The organism is Methylobacterium sp. E-012, from assembly GCF_057836545.1.
This window is the reverse complement of record NZ_JBYQEY010000001.1, coordinates 4385133-4405287: the sequence shown is the minus strand read 5'-3', so window position 1 is coordinate 4405287 and position 20155 is coordinate 4385133. Positions and strand designations below refer to the sequence as shown.

Sequence of the window (20155 nt, the reverse complement as noted above, 5' to 3'; positions counted from 1 at the left end):
GCTCACCACGCGCTGTATCGCCCGTTGCCGCTCGTCGCCGTGTAATGCGCGATGCTCGCGTTGACGATCGGGCCGAACGTGATCAGCAGGCCGAGGAGGAGGAGCGCCACACTCATCCGGCCGGGCCGCTCGTCGAGCCGCATGAACCCGAACAGGGCGATCGGGAGACCGATCATCACACCGCAGGCTGCGAGCACCAAGTCCATGGCCATGTTCGATGGTCCCGCATCCAGTCTAGAGCGCCGTACGAACTGTCCGGTCGCCGGCCGTCCTCGCCCCGCACACCGCGGAACTGTCTTGAGGGGCTTTCAAGCGTCCCGGTGGAGGTGTTGATCTGGTACAATGTGGGCTGAGCGGGGGTCAACGTGACGCTCATCCGCTCGCCGGGGCGAAGCTCCGAGGCCGGCGGATCGCTGTGTCCCGGAGCGGTGACGCCGGGCCTTGGCCCCTGCGCGTAGCCCTTCCGAGGTTTTCACGTTATCGATATCAATAGAGATCTGGGTCTTAATGCCTGCCGCACCTGCCAGGCAGGCGTGGGCCGGGCGAACGGTCAAGATGTCTGCCCGGCTCCACAGTCGTGTCCGGCCCGGATGAGCGCGCCCCCGACTTGATGAACGACCCCATGGACGACCTTTCAGACGCGAGCGCCCGACGCAGAGTCTTCCGCGGCGTTCACCGTGCGTCGAACCCGTTGGAGGACCAGTCCGATCCGTTGCGGCCGGAACACGACGCCCATCCGACGCCGGTCACGGACGACGACGACCCGCACGCAGGCTTCCTCCAGGCGGGCAGGACCGAGTTCTTCGGCGAGGACGACGCCCAACCCGGAGCGTATCCCGGCGCGGGCTGGGATCCCGATCGCGACGCGCCGCCGCTTCCGTACGCCTCGCACGGGCATGCCCATGGGCAGGACGATCCCACCCCGGATCTGTTCGCGCAGGACGACGGACGCATCGCCGTCGCGGACGGGCTGAGCGCGGCGCCCGTCACGTTCCTCCATCAGCGCGTCAGCCACACCGGGCGTCCGACCCATGTGGCAGCCCCCGGTGCCCGGTCCGTCCCCTTGGATCCGCCCCCCGGTACGCGGGATGATCTCAGCGAACCCGCGCTGATCTTCAGCACGTTCGAGCCCGCTCCGGACCTCACCGACACGTTGCGGGGCGATGCCCCCCCCGACGGTGCGGCGCGGGCGCCGGCTTACCTGGGACGACCTGTTCCGCCGGTCGCCGAGATACGCCATTTCGATCCGTCAGCGGAGGACGGGCGCGGTTCCGCTGCACGCCCGATCCCGGACATTCACCCCGCGTCGGATACGCCGACGGCGTACGGACCTTTCGAAACATCTCCCCCGCTGTCCTACGCGCATCACCGCAACGATCGAGGACCGGACGATCTTCGGTGCGACAGCGATGTCCCGCTGGGCGACGGCAGCCCCGGGGGACAGGGTCGGGACCTTCCGAACCTGCAGAGTGCCGGCGCAGAAGGACCTGCGGCGGCGCTCCGCGACGCAGTGGAGGGGGCCCGAGGAAGTGGTGTCGACGGGGAGATCGGCCGGCCGAAGCCGCGGGAGACGGCTTCGGCGAACGAAGCAGGGCAGATCTCAGAAACGTCCGTCCGCGAGGATGCGGCGCAATTTCGCGCCTCGGACGAGGAATCGCTCCCTCAAAATGATGGGCGGCCCTCAGCCAAACACAGGGGAATAAATTACAAAGTCATAGCCGCGCTTACTGTCGTCATTCCGGCCGCAGCTGCCGTTTATATTCTATACGCGCAATACAACACCCTGAAATGGCCAGATGACATCGTCAACGCTTTCAAATCCACGATCAGTGACCGGATCCGGGGCTCGTCGGCCACCGCAATCGATCCCCCGGACGCGGCACCCCCGGCGTCTCAGCCCGGCGTGCCTCCAGAGGGCCAGGCACAATCGCCCTCGACCCCGCGACCGCCAGAGACCGGGCCGCTGTTGAAGAGCGGGTCGCTTGGCATACCGACGCTGACGAACGACCCGCTCCCGATCCTGACGGGGATGCCTCCATCGACGGCCACGGCAGACGCCGAGGATCGCCAGGCCGCCACATCCGAGGGCGCGCCGATACCGGAGGCGCGCGGCGCCGAGGCGCAGCCCGCGCAGGGGCCGGATAGCGCGTCGCTCGCACCGCCGGGCAATTCCGAGGCGTTGGGCGGCCCACAGGCGGATCAGGCCAGCCCAGGTGTCCGTTCCGGCAGCAGACCGACGTCGGTGGAGAATACGCGCGCCGTCACGGCTCGCCCCCCGACCCCCGCGCTTCTCCCTGACAGCCGCCCTGACGCCGAGGGCCAGGCTGCCAGAGCGCAGAGATCGACGGCGCGTCACCGGAGATCCCGGTCCGGCTCCGCGGTCGACGAGGCCCTCAACGTCAAGGCGGAGCGGCTCCTGGCCGCCGGAGAGGTTCTGGCAGCGCGCACCCTGTTCCAGAGCCTGGTCACCGCGGGGGATCCGCGCGGCGCGCGCGGCGTCGCACAAACCTTCGACCCGCGTACGCTCGACAAATTCCCGGCCTCCGGCGTCAGGCCGGACCAGGACGAGTCGGCGCGCTGGCAGGCGATCGCCGCGCGCCTCGAGAGCAGGCAGCGGAGGACCCAGGGCGAGCCGCAGCAATAGGCCCTGCCGTGCCGCACCGGTCGATCGCCGAGCCGTGAGGATCCCGCGCTCGCCCCGTTTGCCACGCGTCGATCGGAGATGCGCCGTCCGGCGTCGCCAGGACCGGTCCGCGCATTCCGGATATCGCTGCGGGCGAACGGGACTGCGCGCTGGGTTCAGCGGCGGCCTCAATCCTGTGAGCCTTGGGTTGACGCACGTCCACGCGCGGAGGGAGGGGCAGGCCCGCACCGGCATTCATCCGCCTGCACCCTCCCTCCGCCCGGATCTGGCGATCAGGCCTCGGTCCGGCCCGGGGCAGCATTCCGATCGGGGTCGGGGGCCTTCGGCAGGACGAACCCGTTTCGTCACGCACCCGTCCGGGCATGGCGCGGAACCGGCGGAAAGTTGACGGCGGCCCGGCGGGCTGCCATCCGCGCGTCCGACATGTCCGCCCGATGCCCCCCGCGGCGCCGTTGAGTCCGAAAAGCCCATGACCGACCTGATCGAGACGATCCGCCGGACGCTCGTGCCGATTCACAAGGAGGGCTATCCCTTCATCCTGATCGGCATCGTGCTGACCGTGCTGGCCGGCTATTTCTCCCAGTTTTTCGGGTGGATCTTCCTGATCCTCACCCTCTGGGTCTGCTACTTCTTCCGCGATCCCGAGCGGGTCACCCCGGTGGTGGACGGGCTCGTGGTCTCGCCCGCGGACGGGCGCGTGAACCTGATCGCCACGGTGCTGCCGCCCCCGGAACTCGACCTGCCGCAGGTGCCCACCTTGCGGGTGTCGGTCTTCATGAACGTGTTCGACTGCCACGTGAACCGGGTGCCGGTCGCAGGGCGGATCGGCCAGATCCACTACACGCCCGGCCTGTTCCTCAACGCCGAACTCGACAAGGCCAGCGACGACAACGAGCGGAACGGGATGGTGATCGAGACCCACCATGCCGGGCAGGCGAAGCGCGTCGGCGTGGTGCAGATCGCCGGCCTCGTCGCCCGGCGCATCGTCGGGTTCGTCTCGGCGGGCGACGTGCTCGGCGTGGGCGAGCGGTTCGGGCTGATCCGGTTCGGCTCGCGGGTCGACGTCTACCTGCCGGCGGGGTCCAGCGTGCTGGTCGGGCTCGGCCAGAAGGCGGTGGCCGGCGAGACGGTGCTGGCCGATCTCGGCGGCAGCCCGGAACGGCTGTTCAAGCGGATCTAGACGGCCATGGACGATCTCTTCCCACCCTTCGCGCCCGATCCGAACGAGCCGCGCCCACGCCGGTTCAAGCCGGTGCCGTTCCGGATGATCGCGCCCAACATGATCACCCTGATGGCCCTCTGCCTCGGGCTGACGGCGATCCGGCTCGCCTTCGAGGGCAAGTTCGAGCCCGCCGTCATCGCCGTGGTGGTGGCCGGCGTCCTCGACGGCATCGACGGACGGGTGGCGCGGCTGCTCAAGGGCACCTCGCGCTTCGGGGCCGAACTCGATTCGCTCGCCGACTTCGTCAATTTCGGCTGCGCCCCGGCCCTGATCCTCTACGGCTTCGTGCTGTTCCACCTGAAGTCGGCCGGCTGGATCGTGGCGCTGATCTTCGCCATCGCCATGGCGCTGCGGCTCGCCCGCTTCAACGCCATGCTGGACGATCCGGGCCGGCCGGACTGGAAGAAGGATTTCTTCGTGGGCATGCCGGCGCCCGCGGGGGCGCTCACCGCGATGCTGCCGCTCTACCTGCACTTCCTCGGCTTCGGCCTGGAGCGCTGGGCCGCGCCGGCGATCCTGATCTACGTGCTGGGCATCGCCCTGCTGGTGGTGTCCACGGTGCCGACCTACTCGGGCAAGACCATGGGCAAGCGGGTGCCGCGCAGCCTCGTCCTGCCGATCTTCCTGTTCGGCGTCGCGGCCTTCGGCATCCTGATCAGCTACCCGTTCGAAGCCCTGGTGGCGGTGAGCGCCGGCTATCTCGCCACCATCCCGGTGGTCGCCGCACAGTACCGCCGCCGGCTCAAGGCGGAGCTCGCCGCCGGCGCCGAGGACAGGACGGCCCTCCTGCGGGATGAGCTTACCGGGCTGGATTGACCCTGGCCCGCGCGGAACCGACCCCTATCTTGGCAGCATTCGGCGGGGAGTCGGTTCATGCTCGAAGAGTTCAAGAAGTTTGCGCTGCGCGGGAACGTGGTTGATCTCGCCGTCGGCGTGATCATCGGCGCCGCGTTCGGGGCCATCGTCAATTCGGCGGTCCAGGACCTGTTCATGCCGGCGATCGGCGCGGTCACAGGCGGGCTCGATTTCTCGAACTACTATATCCCGCTCTCGTCCAAGGTGCAGGCCGGCCTGCCCTACGCGGACGCCAAGAAGCAAGGCGCGGTCTTGGGTTATGGCCAGTTCCTGACCCTGACGCTCAACTTCCTGATCGTCGCCTTCGTGCTGTTCCTGGTGATCCGGGCGATGAACAAGCTCCAGCGGGCCGAGGACAAGAAGCCCGACGCGGTCGCCGAGGTGCCGGCCGACGTGAAGCTCCTGTCGGAGATCCGCGACCTCCTCGCCGCGAAGCCGCGGGTCTGAGCCTCAACCCTCGCGTCCGTCCGTCTCCCCGGGCTTGACCCCGAAAGCGTCGAGGATCTGGTCCAGGACCTGGCCGACCGCGCCGGTGCCCTCCTCGTGGGTCTTCAGCCGGGTCTCGAGCCGGCGGATCTGCGGCTCGAACAGGTCGGGCACGGAATCGTCGCCGAGGAAGCGCGGCTTGTCGGTCTCGACCGGCAGGACTCCGCGCAGTTGCTGGCCGAGATGATCGCGCACCGGTTCGGGCAGCACGGCACCGGGCTCACTGGTATGGTCGCTCATGGTCGCCTCACGGGTCGAACCGTATACCAACGGCCGGTCGCAGGAAGCGTTGCGCCGACGGCCGCGGCCAACGGAAAGACCCCGGAGCGGGGGCTCCGGGGTCCAGGGGGCCGGCGCGTGACCGGCCCGCAGGATCAGTCGATGACCTCGACGATGCGGTGGCCGCGGTCGACCAGCACCGGGCGATCGTTCACCACGGTGTAGCGGTAGCCCGGCTGCACGCGGTACTCGCTCGGCACGTCGTAGTAGGTCACGCCCGAAGCCGGCAGGGTGGAGCCGACGGCGACGCGGCCGTCATAGTCGTAGGAGCGGACGTTGCGCTCGCGGACGTAGCTGCGGAAGCGCGGGGCCATGTCGACGCCGAGAATGCCGCCCACCGTGCCGGTGGCCGCGCCGACGGCGCCGCCGACGATCCCGCCGATCGGGCCGGCCGCATCGGCACCGGCGGCGGCGCCGCGCTCGGCGCCCGGGATGGTACCCTGGGCCTGGGCGGCCAGCGGCAGGGACAGGACGAGGGCCGAGGCGGCGATGAGGGTCTTGAGGGTCATGCGGGACTTCTCCGTTCCGTGGCGTTCCGCCGCGGACACGCGGCGAAGCTCGGCCCGGTAACGCCCGATCCCCGGAATCGGATGCATCTTTTTCGCGGCGTGCCGAATATGGCTAACGCCGGATCGCGCGTCCCGACCCTAGGCGTCCTTGGGCATCGCCGACTGGATGAACCGGTCGGAGCCGAGATCCTCCTCGTCGTAGCCCAGCAGCTCCGCGAGGCGGCTGCGGGCACGGCTGACCCGGCTCTTCACCGTGCCGACCTTGCAGCCCATGATCGCGGCGGCCTCCTCGTAGGACACGCCCTCGGCCCCGACCAGCACCAGCGCCTCGCGCTGATCCGGCGGCAGCTTGGCGAGCGCCGATTGCAGATCCTCGACGTCGAGCCGGTCGCCCTGGTGCGGGGCGGTGGCGAGCCGGGCGGCGTAGGACCCGTCCTGGTCCTCGACCTCGCGCACGCGCTTGCGGTGATCTGAGTAGAAGATGTTGCGCAGGATCGTGAACAGCCACGCGTTCAGGTTGGTCCCCGGCTGGAACCGCGCGCGGTGCTGCCAGCCCTTGAGCAGGGTGTCCTGGACGAGGTCGTCGGACCGGGCGGGGTTCGAGGTCAGCGACAGCGCGAAGGCGCGCAGGGACGGCACCGCGGCGAGCAGGCCGTTGCGGAATTCCGGCTCGATCGCCTCGCCCCGGGCGCGGAGCGCCGCCTCCAGCTTCTCGATCAGCTCGGCGAACCGGGAGGGCAGCGATTCCTCGCCGATCCGCTCGTAGACGGTGCGCAGGTGTTCCCCGAGATGCGTGCGGATGCCGGGAGCCAGGTTCGGGCGGCCATCCCGATTCCCGTCCTCCGCGGACAGGACGGTGTCGGTGTCGTCGCGGGTCATGCGTGTCGCACTCGTCAGCTCTTCGTGGCTCGACCCTTGGTCCCGAGGGGGTCGAGGCGGATCGCTTGCCGGCCAGAACCCATGGAAATCCGGCCGCTGCTTTCCTGTTACGGGCGTTCTAGCGCATCGGGCGCAGCCATGCACCCTCGGCCGACCTACCCGTGAGATGCGTTCGCCGGTCTCAACAGGCGGATCGCCCCGTCCCGCAGGGTGAGGACATCGCCGCGGGCGAGATCGGTCCAGCGCTCGTCGCGGGTCAGCGCCTTCGTGGCGATGACGGTGACGATGTCGTGCTCGGTGGTCTCCCGGGCGAAATCGACCTGCCAGTCCTCGTCGATCAGGGTGGCCTTGCCGAAGGGGGCCCGCCGGGTGAGATAGCAGAGGCGCTTGCCGCAATGGGCGTAGAGGGTGCGGCTGTCGGTGAGCAGCATGTTGAACACGCCGAGCCCGTGCAGCTCGCCCGCGAGGTCGGCCACGGCCCGATCCAGGGTCTCGGGCCGGGGGAGGGCCTTGTACCTTTCCTGCAGGCGGCCCAGCATCCAGCAGAAGGCGTGCTCGCTGTCGGTGCTGCCGATCGGCATGAAGCCGCCGAGCGGCAGGCGCTTCACGCCCTTGAGCTGGCCGTTATGCGCGAAGGTCCAGCGGCGGCCCCACAATTCCCGCGCGAACGGGTGGGTGTTCTCCAGGCTGACCCGGCCGCGATTGGCCTTGCGCACGTGGGCCACGACGATCCGGCTCTTGATCGGCATGTCGCGCAGGAGCCGGGCGAGCTGCGAGCGGGCGCTCGGCTCGGGCTCGTGGAAACTGCGGCAGGTCCGCCCGTCGTAGAAGCTGATGCCCCAGCCGTCGGCGTGGGGCCCGGTCTCGCCGCCGCGCCGGGCCAGCCCGGCGAAGGAGAAGCGGATGTCGGTCGGCACGTTGGCGCTCATGCCGAGCAATTCGCACATGATAAATCAGTCCAGGAGGGTCGCGCGGGATCGTCGGTCTGACGCCATCCAAGGTGGCCCGCGGCGGGCGTTCAGTCGCCCGACACGCGTCCGGCCGTCCGACGCTGCGCACGTTCATGGAGGAACACCGCCGTCCAGCCAAGAGCGAGAACCAGTGCGGGCGTCACGACGAAGGCGACGACAAAACTCGCGTTCATCCGGCTAATCCCCTGAGCACGCGCCTTGCCCCTAGATGTAGGCTGACCGCGATCGAAAGCCAAACGGTCGTTCCGATAAGCAGAACCCAGGGCTCGACCAGCGTACGGAAGTTGCTGACATTGTAGATATAACCGGCCAGCGGCGTCGCGATCCCCACCGTGACGCAGGACGTCGCGACCGTGTTGAGGGCCGATGCGAGCAGCTTCGTCTGCTCGACGCGTACGGGATCGGTCACGCGCGTGTCCTGGCTCCTACCGCGCCAGATAATCCGTCAGCGTCATTCCGACCATGATGGCGACCCAGAAGAAGCCGAGCCCCGAGAACAGCCGGATCAGGGGCGGCTCGTGGATCACCTCCATGGAAACGAGGAGGATCAGCATCACCATCACGGCGACCACCAGCAGTTCGACGATCCAGACCTCCGCGAACGGCAGGGTGGCGCCCAGCGTGACGTTGACGGCGAGCAGCGCCAGCAGCGCCAGGAAGGTCAGAACCGGCGTGCGCAGGCGCTTCCGGAGGAGGGCGCGGTCGTCGGCGCTCAGGGCGGCGAGGGGGCTGCGCATCCTACCGGTTCACCACGTAGAGGATCGGGAAGGCCAGGATCCAGACCAGATCGATGAAGTGCCAGTACAGGCCGTAGACCTCGATCCAGTTCTGGTGGCGGGACAGGAAGCCGGCCTTGGCGGCCATCCAGGTCATGCCGAGCAGGAGTCCGATGCCGGTGAACAGGTGGAGCGCGTGGAGGATCGTGGCGACGTAGTAGAGGTTCACGAACAGCCGTGCCGCCGGCGTCTCGGCGAGCGCGAAGGGACGCTGGCTGAGGAACGGCATCATGTGCTCGGCCCAGTCGGCGTAGTACTCGTAGCCCTTGAGCACCAGGAACAGGCCGCCGAGCGCCGCCGTCGCCAGCATCGCCCGGACCATGGCGCGCTGCCAGCCCATCCGCGAGAATTCGATCGCCATCGACATGGTGAGCGACGAGCAGATCAGCACCACCGTGTTGGTGGCGCCGATCCAGAACTTGAGGTGCCGGGCCGCCGCCACCGTGGCCTCGGGGTGCTGGATCCGGGTGATCAGCGCCACCAGGAACAGGGCCGAGAACAGCAGCAGCTCGGTGATCAGCCACGCCCAGATCCCGAGCGTCGCCGCCGCGCGCTGCTGGGCCACGGTCTCGAAATGTCCGGCGCGGGCGACCCCGACGCCGTCCGCCAGGGACTCGCTCATCCGTGCTGATCCTGGGATTCCTGCGACTGGATCGGGTAGTCGTAGGGGACGCGCGGCACCTCGGGGGGCGTGAGGAAATTGTGCGTCGGCGGCGGGGAGGCGGTCTCCCATTCGAGCCCCTTGGCGTTCCACGGGTTGGCGGGGGCCTTGCGCCCGGACCACAGGGAATAGACGAGGTAGACCATCGGGAAGATGTAGCCCGCCGCCAGGATCGTGGCGCCCGCCGAGGACAGCACGTTGAGGAGCTGGAACTCCGGCGGGTAGGTCGCGTAGCGCCGCGGCATCCCGAGATAGCCGAGGATGAATTGCGGGAAGAACGTCACGTTGAAGCCGAGGAAGATCAGCAGCGCCGAGACCCGGCCCCAGGGCTCGCTGTACATCCGGCCGGTGAATTTCGGCCACCAGAAGTGCAGGCCGCCGAGGAACGCCAGCACCGTGCCGCCGACCATGATGTAGTGGAAGTGGGCGACCACGAAATAGGTCGCGTGGATGTGCTGGTTGATCGCCAGCGTCGCGAGGTAGAGGCCGGTGAGCCCGCCGAGCACGAACAGGCCGATATAGCCCATCGCGTAGAGCATCGGCGTGTCGAGCCGTAGACTCCCCTTATGGATCGTGGCGGTCCAGTTGTAGACCTTGACGGCCGAGGGCACCGCCACCGCGAAGGACAGGGCCGAGAACACCAGCGAGGCCAGGTCGCTCTGGCCGTTGATGAACATGTGGTGGCCCCAGACGAAGAAGGTCACCGAGGCGAGCCCGATCGACGCGTAGGCGACGAAGCGGTAGCCGAACAGCTTCTTCTGCGCGAAGGCGGGGACGATCTCGGAGATCACCCCCATGCCGGGCAGGACCATGATGTACACGGCCGGGTGCGAGTAGAACCAGAACAGGTGCTGGAACAGCACCGGGTCGCCGCCATAGGCCGGGTCGAACACGCCGATATGGAAGCCGCGCTCCGCGATCAGCAGGATCAGCGCCGTGGTGATGACCGGCGTCGCCAGCAGGAAGATCAGGCTGGTGGCGTAATGCGTCCAGACGAAGATCGGCAGCTTGAACCACGTCATGCCGGGCGCCCGCATGGTGTGGATTGTCACGACGAAGTTGAGGCCCGTCAGGATCGACGAGAAGCCCACGATGGTGACGCCGATCAGCGCCGGCAGCACCCAGGTGTTCGAGAAGGCGGTGGAGAGCGGGGCGTAGAAGGTCCAGCCGGTATCGACCCCGCCGAGCACCACCGAGACCAGGGTGAACAGGGCGCCGGTCATGAACACGTACCAGCTCGTCAGGTTGAGTTTTGGGAAGGCGAGGTCCTTGGCCCCGATCATGAGGGGGATCAGGAAATTGCCGAAGGTCGCGGGGATCGACGGGATCAGGAAGAACCAGACCATCACCACCCCGTGGATGGTGAAGGCCTTGTTGTAGGTGTCGTTGGCCATGATCGCGCCGTTCGGCACGATCAGCGCGAGGCGCACGATCCCGGCCGCCAGGGCGCCGATCACGAAGAATCCGGTGATCGAGGTCAGGTACAGGATCGCGATGCGCTTGTGGTCGGTGGTGAGGAACCACGAGCGCAGGGTCGATTCCGCGTGCAGGTAGTCGGCCTTGCGCCCGATCGTCGCTTCCGCGGCGTGGGGTTCCCGGCGGGCGGTGCCGCCGATGCTGCCCGATGCGCTCATCGTGTCGCCCGCAATAGAAGGGGATGAAGGCCAAGCGTTGGGACGATCGCGCGGGTTGCCCTCCCCCCTCTGCGGGGGAGGGTGGCCCCTGCGTTAGCAGGGGTCGGGAGAGGGGAGCGACGGTGCAGAACAGGGCGCCGGCCTTCATGAAGGCCGCGCCCCTGCCGGAAGCTGGGTTCCCCTCTCCCGACCCCCTTCGGGGGCCACCCTCCCCCGCAGAGGGGGGAGGGGGAGCGGCCCGCCCGGTGATCGGACGGCAGGATGTCCAGGGTGACGCCGTTCATCATCGTGTCGCGTCCGCTGCCTTTGAAGTCGGATACGCTTTCAAAAAATCGATCAGCGTCCCGAGTTCGTCCGCCGGGATCCGGCCGGCGAAGCTCGGCATGACCTGCTTGCCGCCCCCGGCGAGACGGTCGCCGTTCGGGTTCAGGATTTTTTCGCGCAACCACGTCGCGTCGGCCGTGACGGTGCGGCCGTCCGCGAGCTTGACCTCGGATCCGTAGAGACCGGCGAGGCTCGGGGCCTTCACGGGGGAGCCGGGCTCGTGGCAGCCGGCGCAGCCATAGGCCTCGTAGAGGGCGCGCCCCGCCGCGACCTTGCCCTGCTGGGCGCCGGCATGGGTCAGCCAGTCCTGGTAGTCGCCGGGGTTCATGAAGGTGACCTCGCCGCCCATCACGGAATGGTCGGTGCCGCAATATTCCGAGCAGTAGAGGTGGAACGTGCCGGTCTTGTCGGCCTTGAACCACAGGTCGGTGTAGCGGTCGGGCAGGGCGGCGACCTGCAGCCGCACGGCCGGCAGGTAGAGGGCGTGGATCACGTCCTGGCTGATGATGTGCAGGCGGATCGGCTGGCCGATCGGCAGGTGCAGGTCGTTGATCTCGGACTGGCCGGTGGGGTGCTGGAACTTCCACATCCATTGCCGGCCGACCGCCTCGACCACCAGGGCGTCGGGGGGTGGGTTGCGCGACTGGACGAACAGCTTCGCACCCCAGACGAAGAAGATCAGCGTCAGCAGGAACGGGATCAGCATCCAGCTAATCTCGATGAGGTTGGAGCGGATGCCCGAGGGGCTCCGGTCCGCCGCGGAGCCCTCCCGGTAGCGCACGGCGAAATAGGTGATCGCCACGAAGACCGGCACGGTCAGCAGCAGCGTCAGCACCGTGAAGGCCAGGATGAGCAGGTCGGTCTCGCTCGCGACGGCCGAGACCGCGGCGGGCCAGAGCTGGAGGGAATCGTGGCTCGGCGTCATCGCGCGACGGGCTCCGCCGGGTCGAGGGGGCGGCCGACGATCAGATCCATGGCGCGCCCGATCGGGATCCGGGCCCGGGTGCGGGCCGCGTCGCGGTAGCCGTAGCCCGCCAGATGTGCCTCGGTCGCCGCCCGCTGGCGATCGATATCGGCATAGGGGTTCGCCTGGAGGTTCGGGGGCGGCGGCGCGAGGCGGGCGGTCTGCTGGGGCGTCAGCGTCGGCAGCGCCCGGCGCTGGCCCGCCGCGAAGGTGCTCATCAGCCAGATCATCGTGCCGATGACCGTCAGGGCCGCGAGCGCGAGGCCGGCCATGACCAGGGCGGTGTTGCGGACATTGACGTCGCGGACCTCGTGCCCCGGGTCGTCGGGGTCCCGCTGGCTGTTGGCGGGCGGGCGCGACGGGCGCCCGTTCAGGACAGAGCTGCCCCGCAGGGTCAGACCCGCCAGGATGGCGGGGATCAGGCCGGAGGGGCCGCCCGCGCTCATGCCGGCCTCCCGGCGCGGCGGGGGGACGCGGCCGCGCCGAGGCGCAGCGCGGGGCGGAGCGCGGCGGCGAGGCAGGCCACGGCACCGGCCGCCAGCCCGTCGCTCGGGCGCAGCACGAACCGGTCGCGGATCGCGGGAGTGACGAGCCAGAACATCTCGAGGGCGTGCACCGCCAGCGCCGCCCCGGCCAGGATCCGCGTGGTCGGCCGACCGGGCCGGAGGGTCGCGAGCCCGGCAAGCACCGCCACGGCGCCGGCCGCGATCGACAGGGCCCGCCCGAGCCAACCGCCGCGGGCGAAGTACCACGCCACCTCGGGGGGCAGGTTTGCCGACCAGACGATCAGGAACTGCACGAAGTGCAGGTAGGCCCAGAGCCCGAGCAGGACGACGAGGGGCACCAGCCGGCCGCGCCCCGGGGCCGTCCGACCGCGGCCCACCGGTTCCGGCTCCTCCCAGGCCAGCAGGATCGCCGCCGCGAAGGCGAGGCCGCTCCAGGCTGTCATGACCAGGAGGCCGAGCAGGGTCGAATCGAGCCGCGGGTCCAGGGAGGCGATCACGTCGGTGACGAAGAGCGTGCCGATCACCGCATGGAGGCCCACCGCCGGGACGGTCCGGCCCTCGCCGGGGGCGTCGAAGGGCCGGGCGAAGCGCAGCGCCAGCCAGGTCCAGGCGGCGAGATAGGCGATCACCCGCGCGGCGAAGAACGGCACCGTGAACCAGAGGGCGGCGAGCGGTGTGCGCGCCGGGGCGCCGGCCCACGGATAGAGCAGGGGCGCGGCCGCGAGCAGCGGCAGCGCCAGCACGGCCGCCACCGGCATCAAAGTCGTCAGGCGGCGCAGGCCGGCCAGCATCTCGACGCCGCCGCGCGCACGCACGCGCTGGCCGAAGCGCTCGGCCACGATGACCACCGGCAGGGCGCCGACCGGCAGGGCGAGGAGCACCAGCCAGGCGGCGAGGTACGAGGCCGCCGCCCCGCGCCAGCCGCCCGCGAGCCCGCAGCAGGCCAGGAGCGCGAGGCCGGCCAGGCCGAGGAGGGCGGGGCGCCTCACCGGGTCGCCTCCAGCCGGGCCCGATCCGGCTCCGGCAGGCTCGTGACCGGGGCGTCCTGGCTGAGCTGGAGCGCGCGGACATAGGCGACGATCGCCCAGCGGTCGGCGGAGGGGATCATCTGCGCCATGCCGAACATGGCCCTCCGGCCGTTGGAGATCGCGTCGTAGAGCTCGGCCGCGGAGGCCCGGGTGACCGGCTCGGCGGCGAGATTGCCGGCCTGCGGGAAGCCGCGGGCCACGATCATGCCCTGGCCGCGGCCGTCCTGGCCGTGACAGGGGGTGCAGAACACCGCGTAGCGCTGCCGCCCCCGGTCGAGCAGGTCGCGGCTGACGGTCTCCGGCTGCGGCGCCGGCCGGGCGGGGTCGTTCCGCGGCACGGTGCCGGCCACCGGCTGGCGCATGGTGATCGCGCGGGGGAAGAACGGGTTCCGGTCCCAGGTCTTGGCCCGGGCCTGATCGGCCATGTCGGCATCGCCGCAGGCCGAGAGCGGCGCCAGGGCGAGGAAGGCGAGGGGGAGGGCGCGCCTCATCGCGGGATCCGCCGGATCTCGAGGGGGCGCCCGGCCTCGGCCGGCAGGCCGGTGAGCCGCCGCTCGATCCGGCCCGCGTCGAACCGGTCGCTCCGGGCCTCCGCGGTGAGGAAGAAGCGGTCGTCCGAGGCGCGCAGGAAGCCCGGGATGTTGAAGGCCGGGTGGTTCAGCCGCGGCAGGCGGTTGAGCACCAGGAGCGCGCCGTGGATCGCCACGCAGCCCGCCATCGTGGCGAACGACAGGCTCGGCACCACGAAGGACGGCCAGGACAGGCGCGGCCGCCCGCCGATCAGGAACACGTAATCGTAGGCCGTGGCGTAGACGCACATCGCGAAGAAGCCCGCGCCGCCGAGCAGGGCCCCGGCCAGGGCATAGGGCAGGATCGAGCGGCCCTCCAGGCCGAGCGGCCGGAGGGTCCGGGGCATCGGCACCGGGCCGTGCCCGTCGAGGCGGACGTGGTCGGGGCCGAGGCCGGAGACCGCCTGCAGGGCGGCGGCGAGGTCGCCCTGGCTCGCGAAGGTGGCCGACACGCCCCACAGGGGGGCCGCCACCGGATCCTCCTCCGGCCGGGCGGCGGTCCGGGACGTGGCCGCGCGCGTGGCCTCCTGCGCGGCCGGGACCTCCGCCAGGGCGAGGCGCCGGCTCTCGACGATCGAGACCGCCGGCAGGTAGCGCAGGAACAGGAGCAGCAGGGTCAGGAACAGGCCGATCGAGCCCGCGAAGGTGGCGATGCCCCAGGGATCGACCCCGTAGGGAAGCCGCGAGGAGGGCAGGAAATCCTGCGTCAGGGTCACGACCAGGACCATGACGTGGTCGGCATAGGCGCCGATCGCCACCAGCAGGCCGACCGCCGCGAGGATGAGGGGCGCCGTCCGGGCCCGGGCCGACCACAGGACCTGGGCCGGCAGGACGAGGCCGAGGATCGCCGTCCAGGAGACCAGGGCGTGGTCGCCGGTCAGGCGCCGCACCAGCACGGCGCGGCCCTGCGCGTCGCCGTTGAGAAACGTGTCGAACGCTTCGGCGGCATAGCAATAGGCGCTGGCGCAGCCGAGGCAGAGCAGCAGGCGCCCGAGCACGTCGAGGTGGCGCGGGGTCACCAGGGTATCGAGGCCGTAGACCAGGCGGATCAGCATCACGATCATCGCCGTGACGCCGACGCCGGAATAGACGGCGTTGATCAGGAAGCTCACCGGCAGCAGCGTGCTGTGCCAGCCCGGCATCAGCGAGCCCGCCAGCATCACCGAGGCGCCGGTCTGGACCGAGACCACCAGCAGCACGCCGAGCAGCGCCACCGTCCGGTAGGCCTGGACCCAGATCTGCCAATGGGCCGCCGAGCCGCGCCAGCCGGAGGCGACGATGCCGTAGACCTGCGCGCGCAGCAGCGCGAGCCCGCGGGTCGGCGCCTTGGCGTCGGCCTGGCGCATCGCCTCGGCGAAGGCGCGGTCGCGCAGGGTCGCGAGATCCGGCAGCAGGCCGATGAACCACAGGCTCACGCAGATCACCAGGAAGGACACGATGTCGATCGCGTCCCAGAGCAGCGGCGAGCGGAACTGCGGCCAGAGATCGTAGGTGTTGGGGTAGGGCAGGTTCCAGAAGAAGAACCACGGGCGACCCAGATGGATGATCGGGTAGAGCCCGGCAGCCGCAGTGGCGAGCAGCGCCAGGGTTTCGGCGACCCGGTTCACCGCCCCGCGCCATTCCGCCCCGAGCAGGAGCAGGATCGCCGAGACCAGGAGGCTCCCCGAGGCCACGCCGATCCACCAATCGTAGCTGGCGATGTCCAGCGCCCAGACGACGGCGTTGTTGTTCCCCCAGATCCCCGGGCCGGCATAGAGCAGGTAGGCGAGGGTGACGGCGAAGATGCCCAGCAGCGCCCCCGCCCCCGCGAAAGCGATCCACCACCGCCGGTTGCCCGGATGCGTCAGCGGGATCGCCGTCACGGCGCCGCCGATGCCCTGGAGGGTTTCCTCCGGCGGGATCAGGGAACCGTCCACGAGGGCGCCGGCCATGCTCAGCCCTCCCGACCGCTGCGATCCGCGGCGGGCGCGAGCCCGGCGAGGTAGGTGGTGCGCGGCCGCGTGTTCAGGTGGCCGAGCAGCGCGTATTCCCGGGGATCCCTGCGGGCGGCCGAGACTTGGCTCCCCGGATCGGCGACGTTGCCGAAGGTGATCGCCCGGGTCGGGCAGGCGCCCTGGCAGGCGGTCTCGACGGCGCCGTCGGGGATCGGGGCGTGGGCGTCCTTGGCGGAGGTGATCCGCGCCGCGGTGATCCGCTGGATGCAGTAGGTGCACTTCTCCATCACGCCGCGGGCGCGGACCGTGACCTCGGGGTTGCGCTGCTGCTGCTCCACCGGGGTCATGCCGCCGGTATAGTCGAGGTAGTTGAACCGGCGGACCTTGTAGGGGCAGTAGCTCTGGCAGGTCCGGGTGCCGACGCAGCGGTTGTAGACCTGCAGGTTCAGGCCCTCGCTGTCGTGCAGGGTCGCCTCCACGGGGCAGCCGAGTTCGCAGGGCGCCTGCTCGCAATGCATGCACGGCACCGGCTGGAAATGCGTGGTCGGCGCGTCGAGGTCGCCCGCGTAGTAGCGGTCGACCCGCAGCCAGCCCATCCAGCGCCCCTTCTCGACCTCCGCGCGGCCGACCACCGGGATGTTGTTCTCCGCCTGGCAGGCGGTGACGCAGGCGTTGCAGCCAGTGCAGGCGTCGAGGTCGATGGCCATGCCCCATTGCGCGGCGACCCAGCGGTCCTGGCTCTCCGGGGGCGGGTAGAACGAGGCGGGGCTCGGCGCGCCCCTCGGGTCGCCCACCGGCGCGGCGCCGAGCGCCTGCACCCGGACGATGTCCTCCCCCTCCATCGTGCCGAGGTGCTGGGTGGTCGCCGGCATGCTGCGCCGGCCAGTCTTCGTCAGCCGCGCGCCGGCGAGCTGCCAGGCCGAATCCGCCGGTCGCAGGGGTGACGCGTCGTAGCCGAGGCCGCGGGACAGGTGATCCGGCACGTCCCGGCCGTAGCCGAGGGTCAGGGTCAGCGTGTCGTCGGCCTGTCCCGGCAGGATCCAGGCCGGCCCCTCGACGGCGCGGCCGTCCGCCTCCAGCCGCACGATGTCGCCGGTGGCGATCCCCTCACGCTCGGCCAGCCGCGGCCCGAGGGCGATCACGTTCTCCCAGACCACCTTGGTGAGCGGCTTCGGCAATTCCTGAAGCCAGGCGAGGTCGGCCGGGGTGCCGTCCCAGACGGTGGGGTCGGGGCGGAACAGGACCTCCAGGGCGCCGGTCGATGGCGCCTCCGGATTCACGTGTCTCCCTCCCCCCTCTGCGGGGGAGGGTGGCCCCCGAAGGGGGTCGGGAGAGGGGAACCCGGTTTCCGGAAGGGGCTCAGCCTTCATGGAGGCCGCAGCCTTACTCTGCACCGTCGCTCCCCTCTCCCGACCCTCGCTCACGCGAGGGCCACCCTCCCCCGCAGAGGGGGGAGGGAGGGCGCGTGCTAGATCTGGCGTATCCGTTCCGTCGAAGGGTTCAGGCGGAGAGGTCGCCTCGGCCGGGGGGGTGTGAACATCGTAGGGGGAAATCGCAGCCCCCTGCGTCAGCGCCACGGTCTCGGCCGGCCGCGCGCTGTCGGCCCAGAAACCTTGGCGCAGGGCCTCCGAGAAGCCGGCCTCGAACGCCGCCTCGTCCGTGCCCTGCTCCCGCCAGCGCGCCTTGAGGAGGCCGAGGGCGTCCCCGGCGCCGTCCCCGCCCGTGCCGTCCGCCAGGAAGGCCAGCATCTGCGGCAGGGTGCGGCCGTTGTAGAATGGGGCGATGGTCGGCTGGATCAGCCCCACGGTCCCGTCGAGGGACCGGACGTCGCCCCAGGATTCGAGGGGATGGGCCACGGGCAGGTGCCAGTCGGCATGGGCGGCGGTCTCGTCAGCGTAGAGCCCGGCATGGATCTTGAGCGGCACGCGCCCCATCCCGGCGGCGAAATCGAGGGCTCCGGGCGCCTCGTAGACCGGGTTGGCGCCGAGCACGATCAGCGCCGTGACGGCACCGCGCGCCATCGCGTCGGCGAGGTCCGCCAGCGTGCCGGCCCCCTGCGCCTCGGCGGGCTCGGTGTGCCGCAGGGTCGTGCCGGTGTTGCCGAGCGCACCGTTGAGGCGGTGGACCAGATCGTGCAGCGCCGGACTCGCCGTGAGCCCGGCCGTGACCAGGCCGGCGCCCCGGGCCTCGGTCAGGGCCTTGCCGGCGCCCCGCGTCCAGCGGGCCACCGGATCGTCGCCGGACGGTGCCGCGTCGCCCTCGGCAAGCCCCAGGAGCGCCCGGGCGAGGGCTTCGAGCCGGGCAGCCTGGACGGGAACGGAGACATCCGCCTTGGCGCTGGTCAGCGTCGGCGTCGGCGCCGCCGCGTGCAGGGTCAGCAGCCGGCCCTCGGCGTAGGCCGCGCGCCGGGCCGCGCTCCAGCGCCGGGACAGCCCGACCTGGCCCGGGCCGAGGTCGAGGAAGTCGCCGTCGAGCGCCACGATCGTGCGCGCCCGGTCGAAATCGGGGATCGTCTCCAGCGGCCGGCCATAGGCAAGGCGGGCACCCTCGTAGAGCCCCGCGCGCCCGGCACCCGCGCCGACATGCCAGCGCAGGGCCGGGTAGACGGCCCGCAGCCGGGCGATCTGCGCCGCCACCGTGGGCGAGGTCACCGGGCCGGTGAGCAGGGCGAGGCCCGCGCCGCCGGTCCCGCGCCAGGCCGGCATCTGCGCCTGCAGGTCCGCACGGAACGCCGCCCAGGAACTCGGCCGGCCGAGATGCTGAACCGCCTGGGAGCGGAACGGGTCGTAGAGGCCGAGCACGGAGGCCTGGGCCAGGACGTCGGTGCCGCCGCGGCTCCAGGGATGGTCGGGATTGCCCTCGATCTTCAGGGGCCGGCCGTTGCGGGTGGTGACCAGGATGCCGTTGCCGAACCCGTCGAACAGCGCCGAGGAGGCGTAAGCCAGGTCGGTGCCCGGCACGATCCGCTCGGGCTGGTTGACGTAGGGCACCTCGTGGTCGCGGCCGCCGGCCCCGCCGCAGGCGGTGAGCCCGCCGAGCGCGAAGGAGGCCGCCATCAGCTTCAGGAAGCCGCGCCGCTCCGGAGCGGCGGCGAGCCGGGAGGCCGAGGGGAACTCGGCGGCGAGGTAATCGCGGAATTCCGGGCTGTCGGCCACGGCGTCGAGGCTGCGCCAGAAGCGCGGGCCGTCGCCGCTCGCGAGTTTCGCACGCAGGGCCGGGAAATCGGGAGGGCCGGTCATCGGTGGCAGATCCCGCACTCGGTGAGCCGCGCGCCGCCGCGGATGTGGTACTCGGCCGCGAGCTTCGGCCCGAGGGCCGCCTGGTCGGCCGGCGGCGTCCAGGTCATGTTCCAGACCTGATCGGGCGGGCGGACATACTTCTCCGGCGCCCGGTGACAGTCGAGGCAGAAGCGCATCTCGAAGGCGTTGGCCCGGTAGGTCATCTGCATCGCCGTCACGTCGCCGTGGCAGGTGGAGCAGCCGATCCCCTTCGTCACGTGGACGGAGTGGTTGTAGTAGACGTATTGCGGCAGCTTGTTCAGCCGCTTCCATTCCAGCGGGATGTCCTGCGCGTAGCTGTCGCGCACGGGCTTGAGCATGTCGGAGCCGGTCCAGATCTGCGAGTGGCAGGTCATGCAGGTCTGGGTCGGCGGGATGCCGGCGGTGGCCTCCTTGTCGACGGTGGTGTGGCAGTAGCGGCAATCGATGCCGAGCTCGCCCGAATGGTGCTTGTGGCTGAAGGGCAACGGCTGGGCCGGCGCCACGCCGACGCTGGTCACATAGTTCGAGCGCACGATTCCGGCCGCCAGCACAGGCAGCCCGACCAGGCAGGCGACGCCGGTCATCAGGGCGAGGCGGTAGAGCGCATCCGCGCCGGGCGTGAACAGCTGCGCCATCAGCCGCGCCCGCGGGACG

At 70.6% G+C, this 20155-nt stretch carries 21 protein-coding genes; 4 read left to right on the top strand and 17 right to left on the bottom strand.

Annotation, left to right across the window (positions count from 1 at the left end; genetic code table 11):
- Positions 1-2: 2 nt before the first annotated feature.
- Positions 3-212: a hypothetical protein gene (locus tag AC3IF1_RS21140; RefSeq protein WP_243967257.1), complete on the bottom strand. Its 210-nt coding sequence runs from the start codon at positions 210-212 to the stop codon at positions 3-5.
- Positions 213-622: 410 nt separating this feature from the next.
- Between AC3IF1_RS21140 and AC3IF1_RS21135 the strand changes: the two genes are divergently transcribed.
- The 4 genes from AC3IF1_RS21135 to mscL all read left to right on the top strand — a co-directional run bounded on the left by AC3IF1_RS21135 (position 623) and on the right by mscL (position 5168).
- The gene (locus tag AC3IF1_RS21135) at positions 623-2644 is read left to right on the top strand and encodes a hypothetical protein (RefSeq protein ID WP_489219187.1); all 2022 of its coding nucleotides are present in this window, start codon (positions 623-625) and stop codon (positions 2642-2644) included.
- 469 nt (positions 2645-3113) lie between these two features.
- Positions 3114-3824, top strand: a complete 711-nt coding sequence (locus AC3IF1_RS21130; protein ID WP_243967259.1) for a phosphatidylserine decarboxylase — start codon at positions 3114-3116, stop codon at positions 3822-3824.
- A 6-nt stretch (positions 3825-3830) separates the two neighbouring features.
- Positions 3831-4682: a CDP-alcohol phosphatidyltransferase family protein gene (locus AC3IF1_RS21125; protein WP_489219186.1), complete on the top strand. Its 852-nt coding sequence runs from the start codon at positions 3831-3833 to the stop codon at positions 4680-4682.
- A 57-nt stretch (positions 4683-4739) separates the two neighbouring features.
- Positions 4740-5168, top strand: coding sequence for a large conductance mechanosensitive channel protein MscL (gene mscL / locus AC3IF1_RS21120; protein ID WP_489219185.1), 429 nt, complete (start codon positions 4740-4742; stop codon positions 5166-5168).
- A 3-nt stretch (positions 5169-5171) separates the two neighbouring features.
- Here mscL and AC3IF1_RS21115 read toward each other — a convergent pair whose 3' ends face one another.
- The 16 genes from AC3IF1_RS21115 to AC3IF1_RS21040 all read right to left on the bottom strand — a co-directional run bounded on the left by AC3IF1_RS21115 (position 5172) and on the right by AC3IF1_RS21040 (position 20136).
- On the bottom strand, positions 5172-5447 hold the full coding sequence (locus tag AC3IF1_RS21115) for a hypothetical protein (RefSeq protein ID WP_243967262.1): 276 nt from the start codon (positions 5445-5447) through the stop codon (positions 5172-5174).
- Between the two features lie 134 nt (positions 5448-5581).
- Positions 5582-5995 carry a DUF1236 domain-containing protein gene (locus AC3IF1_RS21110; protein ID WP_243967263.1) on the bottom strand — a complete coding sequence of 138 codons (414 nt, stop codon included), beginning with the start codon at positions 5993-5995 and terminating at the stop codon, positions 5582-5584.
- 138 nt (positions 5996-6133) lie between these two features.
- On the bottom strand, positions 6134-6874 hold the full coding sequence (locus AC3IF1_RS21105) for a NepR family anti-sigma factor (protein ID WP_489219183.1): 741 nt from the start codon (positions 6872-6874) through the stop codon (positions 6134-6136).
- A 155-nt stretch (positions 6875-7029) separates the two neighbouring features.
- Positions 7030-7821, bottom strand: a complete 792-nt coding sequence (locus tag AC3IF1_RS21100; protein WP_243967266.1) for a class II glutamine amidotransferase — start codon at positions 7819-7821, stop codon at positions 7030-7032.
- A 71-nt stretch (positions 7822-7892) separates the two neighbouring features.
- Complete coding sequence (locus AC3IF1_RS21095; protein ID WP_279594729.1) at positions 7893-8018, bottom strand: hypothetical protein; 126 nt, start codon at positions 8016-8018, stop codon at positions 7893-7895.
- Positions 8015-8254 carry a hypothetical protein gene (locus tag AC3IF1_RS21090; RefSeq protein ID WP_243967267.1) on the bottom strand — a complete coding sequence of 80 codons (240 nt, stop codon included), beginning with the start codon at positions 8252-8254 and terminating at the stop codon, positions 8015-8017. Before AC3IF1_RS21090 ends, AC3IF1_RS21095 begins: the two co-directional genes overlap by 4 nt.
- 16 nt (positions 8255-8270) lie before the next feature.
- Positions 8271-8582: an oxidase gene (locus AC3IF1_RS21085; RefSeq protein ID WP_243967268.1), complete on the bottom strand. Its 312-nt coding sequence runs from the start codon at positions 8580-8582 to the stop codon at positions 8271-8273.
- Position 8583: 1 nt separating this feature from the next.
- The gene (locus AC3IF1_RS21080) at positions 8584-9243 is read right to left on the bottom strand and encodes a cytochrome c oxidase subunit 3 (RefSeq protein WP_489219181.1); all 660 of its coding nucleotides are present in this window, start codon (positions 9241-9243) and stop codon (positions 8584-8586) included.
- Positions 9240-10916 carry a cytochrome c oxidase subunit I gene (locus AC3IF1_RS21075; protein WP_489219180.1) on the bottom strand — a complete coding sequence of 559 codons (1677 nt, stop codon included), beginning with the start codon at positions 10914-10916 and terminating at the stop codon, positions 9240-9242. The genes AC3IF1_RS21080 and AC3IF1_RS21075 overlap by 4 nt, the downstream gene beginning before the upstream one ends.
- A gap of 283 nt (positions 10917-11199) precedes the next feature.
- The gene (gene coxB, locus AC3IF1_RS21070; protein WP_243970702.1) at positions 11200-12165 is read right to left on the bottom strand and encodes a cytochrome c oxidase subunit II; all 966 of its coding nucleotides are present in this window, start codon (positions 12163-12165) and stop codon (positions 11200-11202) included.
- Positions 12162-12650, bottom strand: coding sequence for a hypothetical protein (locus AC3IF1_RS21065; protein ID WP_243970704.1), 489 nt, complete (start codon positions 12648-12650; stop codon positions 12162-12164). The genes coxB and AC3IF1_RS21065 overlap by 4 nt, the downstream gene beginning before the upstream one ends.
- Positions 12647-13699 carry a hypothetical protein gene (locus tag AC3IF1_RS21060; protein ID WP_489219179.1) on the bottom strand — a complete coding sequence of 351 codons (1053 nt, stop codon included), beginning with the start codon at positions 13697-13699 and terminating at the stop codon, positions 12647-12649. The genes AC3IF1_RS21065 and AC3IF1_RS21060 overlap by 4 nt, the downstream gene beginning before the upstream one ends.
- The gene (locus AC3IF1_RS21055) at positions 13696-14229 is read right to left on the bottom strand and encodes a c-type cytochrome (RefSeq protein ID WP_243970707.1); all 534 of its coding nucleotides are present in this window, start codon (positions 14227-14229) and stop codon (positions 13696-13698) included. The genes AC3IF1_RS21060 and AC3IF1_RS21055 overlap by 4 nt, the downstream gene beginning before the upstream one ends.
- On the bottom strand, positions 14226-16238 hold the full coding sequence (locus tag AC3IF1_RS21050) for a quinol:electron acceptor oxidoreductase subunit ActD (RefSeq protein WP_489219178.1): 2013 nt from the start codon (positions 16236-16238) through the stop codon (positions 14226-14228). Before AC3IF1_RS21050 ends, AC3IF1_RS21055 begins: the two co-directional genes overlap by 4 nt.
- A 2-nt stretch (positions 16239-16240) precedes the next feature.
- Positions 16241-19480, bottom strand: coding sequence for a TAT-variant-translocated molybdopterin oxidoreductase (locus AC3IF1_RS21045; protein ID WP_489219177.1), 3240 nt, complete (start codon positions 19478-19480; stop codon positions 16241-16243).
- Positions 19477-20136: a cytochrome c3 family protein gene (locus tag AC3IF1_RS21040; RefSeq protein WP_489219176.1), complete on the bottom strand. Its 660-nt coding sequence runs from the start codon at positions 20134-20136 to the stop codon at positions 19477-19479. The genes AC3IF1_RS21045 and AC3IF1_RS21040 overlap by 4 nt, the downstream gene beginning before the upstream one ends.
- Between the last annotated feature and the right edge of the window lie 19 nt (positions 20137-20155).

Bases quoted from the DNA above. Each gene is read 5' to 3' on its own strand.
- AC3IF1_RS21140 (WP_243967257.1), bottom strand. From the start codon at position 212: ATGGCCATGGACTTGGTGCTCGCAGCCTGCGGTGTGATGATCGGTCTC.
- AC3IF1_RS21135 (WP_489219187.1), top strand. From the start codon at position 623: ATGGACGACCTTTCAGACGCGAGCGCCCGACGCAGAGTCTTCCGCGGC.
- AC3IF1_RS21130 (WP_243967259.1), top strand. From the start codon at position 3,114: ATGACCGACCTGATCGAGACGATCCGCCGGACGCTCGTGCCGATTCAC.
- AC3IF1_RS21125 (WP_489219186.1), top strand. From the start codon at position 3,831: ATGGACGATCTCTTCCCACCCTTCGCGCCCGATCCGAACGAGCCGCGC.
- mscL (WP_489219185.1), top strand. From the start codon at position 4,740: ATGCTCGAAGAGTTCAAGAAGTTTGCGCTGCGCGGGAACGTGGTTGAT.
- AC3IF1_RS21115 (WP_243967262.1), bottom strand. From the start codon at position 5,447: ATGAGCGACCATACCAGTGAGCCCGGTGCCGTGCTGCCCGAACCGGTG.
- AC3IF1_RS21110 (WP_243967263.1), bottom strand. From the start codon at position 5,995: ATGACCCTCAAGACCCTCATCGCCGCCTCGGCCCTCGTCCTGTCCCTG.
- AC3IF1_RS21105 (WP_489219183.1), bottom strand. From the start codon at position 6,874: ATGACCCGCGACGACACCGACACCGTCCTGTCCGCGGAGGACGGGAAT.
- AC3IF1_RS21100 (WP_243967266.1), bottom strand. From the start codon at position 7,821: ATGTGCGAATTGCTCGGCATGAGCGCCAACGTGCCGACCGACATCCGC.
- AC3IF1_RS21095 (WP_279594729.1), bottom strand. From the start codon at position 8,018: ATGAACGCGAGTTTTGTCGTCGCCTTCGTCGTGACGCCCGCACTGGTT.
- AC3IF1_RS21085 (WP_243967268.1), bottom strand. From the start codon at position 8,582: ATGCGCAGCCCCCTCGCCGCCCTGAGCGCCGACGACCGCGCCCTCCTC.
- AC3IF1_RS21080 (WP_489219181.1), bottom strand. From the start codon at position 9,243: ATGAGCGAGTCCCTGGCGGACGGCGTCGGGGTCGCCCGCGCCGGACAT.
- AC3IF1_RS21075 (WP_489219180.1), bottom strand. From the start codon at position 10,916: ATGAGCGCATCGGGCAGCATCGGCGGCACCGCCCGCCGGGAACCCCAC.
- coxB (WP_243970702.1), bottom strand. From the start codon at position 12,165: ATGACGCCGAGCCACGATTCCCTCCAGCTCTGGCCCGCCGCGGTCTCG.
- AC3IF1_RS21065 (WP_243970704.1), bottom strand. From the start codon at position 12,650: ATGAGCGCGGGCGGCCCCTCCGGCCTGATCCCCGCCATCCTGGCGGGT.
- AC3IF1_RS21055 (WP_243970707.1), bottom strand. From the start codon at position 14,229: ATGAGGCGCGCCCTCCCCCTCGCCTTCCTCGCCCTGGCGCCGCTCTCG.
- AC3IF1_RS21050 (WP_489219178.1), bottom strand. From the start codon at position 16,238: ATGGCCGGCGCCCTCGTGGACGGTTCCCTGATCCCGCCGGAGGAAACC.
- AC3IF1_RS21045 (WP_489219177.1), bottom strand. From the start codon at position 19,480: ATGACCGGCCCTCCCGATTTCCCGGCCCTGCGTGCGAAACTCGCGAGC.
- AC3IF1_RS21040 (WP_489219176.1), bottom strand. From the start codon at position 20,136: ATGGCGCAGCTGTTCACGCCCGGCGCGGATGCGCTCTACCGCCTCGCC.